This window comes from Thauera phenylacetica B4P (assembly GCF_000310225.1).
GTDB lineage: Bacteria > Pseudomonadota > Gammaproteobacteria > Burkholderiales > Rhodocyclaceae > Thauera > Thauera phenylacetica.
This window is the reverse complement of the sequence record NZ_AMXF01000273.1, coordinates 1-4,822: the sequence shown is the minus strand read 5'-3', so window position 1 is coordinate 4,822 and position 4,822 is coordinate 1. Positions and strand designations below refer to the sequence as shown.

Here is a 4,822-nt window from a genome sequence, read left to right as displayed (position 1 = left end):
AGTACAAAAAACAGCAAAAATACTGATGAACCCATGCGGGGCGCCGCCGCGCCCGTTCGCGCCTGCCGGCGCTCCTGCAGGAACCGCGGCAGGGAAAGCCCACGCAGGCGGGCACGAACGCCCGCGCGCTCGAACCCGCCGACGCCTGTCGTCAGACCGAGAGCAGAGTTTCACCCCAGCGCAAAACCCTGCCGAAGCCTCGGAACCGGGCGCCCCCTGCGATGGCGTTCAGTACATGCCCGGGGCGGCGGCGTAGTTCTCGAAGCGAGTGTTCTCGCCGATGAAGGTGAGGCGCACCGTGCCGGTGGGGCCGTTACGGTGCTTGCCGATGATCAGCTCGGCCGTACCCTTGTCCGGCGAGTCGGGGTTGTACACCTCGTCGCGGTAGATGAACATGATGATGTCCGCGTCCTGCTCGATGGCGCCGGACTCGCGCAGGTCGGACATCACCGGGCGCTTGTTGGGGCGCTGCTCCAGGCTGCGGTTGAGCTGGGAGAGCGCCATGATCGGCACGTTCAGCTCCTTGGCGAGCGACTTCACCGAGCGCGAGATCTCCGACAGCTCGGAGGCACGGTTGTCGCCCTCGCGCGTGCCGCTCATCAGCTGCAGGTAGTCGATCACGATCAGGCCGAGCCTGCCGCACTGCCGCGCCAGGCGGCGCGCGCGCGCGCGCAGGTCGATGGGGTTCAGGCCGGGCGTCTCGTCGATGTAGAGGGGCGCGTCGTAGAGCTTGCCCATCGCCATGGTCAGGCGCTGCCAGTCGTCGTCGGTGAGGCGTCCGCTGCGGATCTTCTGCATGTCGATGCGGCCGACCGAGGAGATGAAGCGCGTCGCGAGCTGGGTGCCCGGCATTTCCATCGAGAAGATCGCCACCGGCAGGCGCTGCTCGATCGCGATGTGCTCGGCGAGGTTGAGCGCGAAGGTGGTCTTGCCCATCGCCGGGCGCCCGGCGACGATGATCATGTCGGAGGGCTGCAGGCCGGAGGTCTTTTCATCGAGATCGACCAGGCCGGTCGGCACGCCGGTGACCTCGGAGGGGTTGTCGCGATCGTACAGCTCCTGCACCCGATCCACCACCTGCTTGAGGATGGGCTGGATGGACACGAAGCCGCTGGCGTGGCGCGCGCCCGCCTCGGCGATCTCGAAGACCTTGGCCTCGGCCTCGTCGAGCAGCGCCTTGGCATCCTTGCCCGAGGGGCTCAGCGCGCTCGCGGCGATCTCGTCACCGACCGCCACCAGCTTGCGCAGGATCGCACGCTCGCGGACGATCTCCGCGTAACGCCGGATGTTGGCCGCCGACGGCGTGTTGTTGGCGAGTTCGGCGATATAGGCGAGGCCGCCGGCCTGCTCGGCCTCGCCGTTCTTCTCCAGCGACTCGAACACGGTGACCGCGTCCGCAGGCCGCCCCTGGTCGACCAGCTTGGTGATGTGACGGTAGATGCGGCGGTGGTCGTCGCGATAGAAGTCCGCCTCGTTGACCAGATCGGCAACGCGCTCCCAGGCCTGGTTGTCGAGCAGGATGCCGCCGATCAGCGACTGCTCGGCCTCCAGCGAATGCGGCGGCAGCTTGATCTGCGCGAGCTGCGGATCGGCGGAGAAATCGGAGAAACGGGAAGACGCGGAGCTCATCGGGTACACCATCGGGGCCAGGCCGCCCATTGTAGCGAGCCGGACGGCGGGACGTTGGCGGAGAGACCCGCCTCCAGGGCGCTGCCAACAAAAAGGGCTGCCAGCGGCAGCCCTTTTCGTGACTCGCGCAGGAACGCGATTACTGCTCGGCCGCCACCACGACGGTGATGCTGGCGAGCACATCGGCGTGCAGCGACACTTCGAGCGAGGTCTCGCCGACCTGCTTGAGCGGGCCGTCCGGCATGCGGATGGCGGAGCGGTCGATGTCGAAGCCCTTGGCGGCGAGCGCCTCGGAGATGTCGGCGTTGCCGACCGAGCCGAACAGGCGGCCGTCCATGCCGGCCTTGCGGGACACTTCGACGCTGACGCCTTCGAGCTTGCCGGCCAGTTCCTGGGCGGCAGTCAGCTTTTCGGCCTGGACACGCTCGAGCTCGACGCGACGCGCTTCGAACTCGGCCAGATTGGCGGCATTCGCGCGCTTGGCCTTGCCTTGCGGGATGAGGAAGTTGCGGGCGTAGCCGTCCTTGACCTTGACGACGTCGCCGAGGCCACCGAGGTTCACGACCTTCTCGAGAAGAATGATCTGCATGGGTTCGTTCTCCTCTTACTGGTGCAGGTCGGTGTAAGGCATCAGGGCCAGGAAGCGGGCGCGCTTGACCGCAACCGACAGCTGACGCTGGTAACCCGCCTTGGTGCCGGTGATGCGCGCCGGCATGATCTTGGCGTTTTCGGTGATGAAGTCCTTGAGGATGTCCACATCCTTGTAGTCGACTTCTTCGATCTTCTCCGCGGTGAAGCGGCAGAACTTGCGACGCTTGAACAGACCACGACCGCCGCGGTCGTCCTTCTTCTTGAACTTGGATTTGGGCTTGAAGGCCATTTTCAGTTTCCTTCGAGAAATTCGATTGTGTTCAGGTGCAGGACCGGGCTGCGACTGCGCAGGCTCTTCGCGGCGAGGAATCCGGTGGCGCGCAGCGCACTGCCCGGAACGGCCGCAGCCAGCACCGCCGCCAGATCGCCCAGCGCCACCGCCTGCACTTCCACCGAAACCTCGCGGGTCAGGCCCGCTTCGACTTGTTTCGATTCGTGCGCCAGCACACAGCTGGCGACCGGTATTCCGGCAGGGGTTCGACGCAGCGGCAGCACTTCGGCCACGCGCGCATCGAGGCGCAGTTCGTTCAGACCCGGTTCAGGCAACTCAGGCGGCAGCGGCTTCGCTGTCGGCCGGCTTGGCGTCGTCGGCACCGATATTCATCGAGCGCGACTTCTCTTCCTTCATCATCGGCGAAGGCGTGGTGACGGCCTTCTTCATCTTGATGGTGAGGTGACGCAGCACGGCGTCGTTGAATTTGAACGAGTGCTCGAGCTCGGCCAGCGTCTCGCCGTCGCACTCGATGTTCATCAGCACGTAGTGGGCCTTGTGCACCTTCTGGATCGGGTAGGCCATCTGGCGACGCCCCCAGTCTTCCAGGCGGTGGATCTGGCCATTGCGGGTGGTCACGATGGACTTGTAGCGCTCGACCATCGCCGGCACCTGTTCGGACTGATCCGGGTGCACGATGAAGACGATTTCATAATGTCGCATGCAAACTCCTTGCGGTTGGTTGTTGCAGCCCCCCGGCATGCGGTCCGGTGGAGCAAGGGAAGCTCGCCAGTTTAACAAGAAAGTCCGAAAAATCAAAGACCGTGAAGCGGCCTGCGAATCGGGAGGGCGGTTACAAAACCCCGCTTACACTCTGCGACTGCCTCGCGGCGCACGCCTCGCCTAGTATCCGGATCACCGGGGCCCTGCCCTGCAACGAAGAAATCGAACGAGGCAGACCATGAACACGACCCTGACCCGCAAGATCGTCGCCACCCTGCTCTGCGGCGGCATGCTCGCCGCTGCCGCCCCCGCCGCGCACGCCGACCGGGACGACCGTGGCCCGCGCTGGGGCCACCACAAGCACCACTACAAGCACGATCACAAGCATCGCCGCCATTGGGACGAGCGCACCGTGTATCGCGAGAAGGTCATCATCCGCGAACGCCCGCGCTACTACCGCGAGCCGGAAATCCACAACCACTATTACGAGCGCCCTTACCGCTCGTACAGCTACAGCCGCTCGCCCGCCGTGGTGATCGGGGTGGATATTCCGCCGCTGGTCATTCCGCTGCGCTGAACGCGCCCGCGCCGCGGCGACGTGCACCGCGCGGAGCCACTCCCCTGGCCCTGCACCGTGCCGAGCCGGCCGCGCGACTCAGCGCGGCCGGCTCTCCCAGATCTTCTGCAGGCGCTTGACCGACACCGGCATCGGCGTCCTCAGCTCCTGCGCGTACAGGCCGACACGCAGCTCCTCGAGCAGCCAGCGGAACTCCTCCAGCGCCGGGTCCTCGACGCCGGCGCGTCGGCGCGCGAGGCGCTCGCGCTCCCAGGCCTGGGCGAGTTGCTTCCATTCGCTCATCGACTGCGCATCGCGTGCCGGATTGTTGCGGAGTTTGTCGAGCCGCACCGAGGCGCCCTTGAGATAGCGCGGGAAGTGCGCCAGCTTTTCCCACTCGAAGGCGACGAGGAAGTCCTTCGGCAGCAGCGCGCCGAGCTGGCCCTGGAGGTCGGCGATCACCTCGGGGAAGGTCTTCAGCCCCGACAGGCGCTTTTGCAGCGCCGCATGCTCGACCAGCAGCTGGCCGGCGAGGCGCATGAACTCCTGCGCGACCAGGCTCACCCGCGACTTGGCCTCGGCGCAGCGCTTCGCGAACGCGTCGGCATCGGTCGGCAAGGGCTCGAGCAGGCAGCAGCGACTCAGCGTCGCCTCGACCAGGCGGGCCTTCAGCTCGGCCTCGGTGCCGAAGCTCATGTACTGCAGCGCGAGCTCGCGCAGGCCGGGCAGGCGCTCGACCGCGCGCACCTGGTCCTTGAGGTTGAGCGCGAACAGGCGGGCGAGGCCGCGGCGATGCACGCGCGCAGCTTCCTCGGGCGTATCGTGGGGGCGTAGCGAGACGCTGTCGCCGTCGTCGTGCAGCGCCGGGAAGCCGATCACCTCGCGGCCGGCGACGCGCACCTCGAGCAGCTCGGGCAGGGCGCCGAAGGTCCAGGCGGTGAAGCCGGACATCGCCTGCGCCGGCAGCTCGGCCGCTGCGGCGCCGCGCCCCGGGGCGTCGCCCGCCGCCTTGCCGCTCCCCTTGCGTCCGGGCTGAACCGCGCCCGCGCCCG

Annotated in this window: 7 protein-coding genes; 1 reads left to right on the top strand and 6 read right to left on the bottom strand. The window is 67.0% G+C overall.

The annotated features are described in order from the left end of the window. Positions 1 to 228: 228 nt before the first annotated feature. The 5 genes from dnaB to rpsF all read right to left on the bottom strand — a co-directional run bounded on the left by dnaB (position 229) and on the right by rpsF (position 3,214). Entirely contained in the window at positions 229 to 1,629 is a 1,401-nt protein-coding gene (gene dnaB / locus C667_RS20215) for a replicative DNA helicase (protein ID WP_039922459.1), read from the bottom strand. A 139-nt stretch (positions 1,630 to 1,768) separates the two neighbouring features. Then, on the bottom strand, positions 1,769 to 2,218 hold the full coding sequence (rplI, locus tag C667_RS20210; protein ID WP_004379778.1) for a 50S ribosomal protein L9: 450 nt from the start codon (positions 2,216 to 2,218) through the stop codon (positions 1,769 to 1,771). Positions 2,219 to 2,233: 15 nt separating this feature from the next. Continuing rightward, positions 2,234 to 2,509 carry a 30S ribosomal protein S18 gene (rpsR, locus tag C667_RS20205; protein WP_002933051.1) on the bottom strand — a complete coding sequence of 92 codons (276 nt, stop codon included), beginning with the start codon at positions 2,507 to 2,509 and terminating at the stop codon, positions 2,234 to 2,236. A 2-nt stretch (positions 2,510 to 2,511) separates the two neighbouring features. After that, positions 2,512 to 2,784, bottom strand: coding sequence for a primosomal replication protein N (priB, locus tag C667_RS20200; protein ID WP_245538514.1), 273 nt, complete (start codon positions 2,782 to 2,784; stop codon positions 2,512 to 2,514). Positions 2,785 to 2,827: 43 nt separating this feature from the next. After that, positions 2,828 to 3,214: a 30S ribosomal protein S6 gene (rpsF, locus tag C667_RS20195; protein WP_004321668.1), complete on the bottom strand. Its 387-nt coding sequence runs from the start codon at positions 3,212 to 3,214 to the stop codon at positions 2,828 to 2,830. A gap of 238 nt (positions 3,215 to 3,452) precedes the next feature. On the opposite strand from rpsF, the gene C667_RS20190 reads away from it, so the two are divergent. Next, positions 3,453 to 3,791: a hypothetical protein gene (locus C667_RS20190; protein ID WP_004379776.1), complete on the top strand. Its 339-nt coding sequence runs from the start codon at positions 3,453 to 3,455 to the stop codon at positions 3,789 to 3,791. Between the two features lie 78 nt (positions 3,792 to 3,869). Here the strand turns inward: C667_RS20190 and C667_RS20185 are convergent. Beyond that, positions 3,870 to 4,822 (bottom strand): DUF3418 domain-containing protein (locus C667_RS20185; RefSeq protein WP_004379775.1); only part of this gene is annotated, 953 nt, incomplete at its 5' end.

What these genes read in the sequence shown, in the direction of transcription:
- rpsR (WP_002933051.1), bottom strand. Translation starts at nt 2,509, where the DNA reads ATGGCCTTCAAGCCCAAATCCAAGTTCAAGAAGAAGGACGACCGCGGC.
- rpsF (WP_004321668.1), bottom strand. Translation starts at nt 3,214, where the DNA reads ATGCGACATTATGAAATCGTCTTCATCGTGCACCCGGATCAGTCCGAA.
- dnaB (WP_039922459.1), bottom strand. Translation starts at nt 1,629, where the DNA reads ATGAGCTCCGCGTCTTCCCGTTTCTCCGATTTCTCCGCCGATCCGCAG.
- C667_RS20190 (WP_004379776.1), top strand. Translation starts at nt 3,453, where the DNA reads ATGAACACGACCCTGACCCGCAAGATCGTCGCCACCCTGCTCTGCGGC.
- rplI (WP_004379778.1), bottom strand. Translation starts at nt 2,218, where the DNA reads ATGCAGATCATTCTTCTCGAGAAGGTCGTGAACCTCGGTGGCCTCGGC.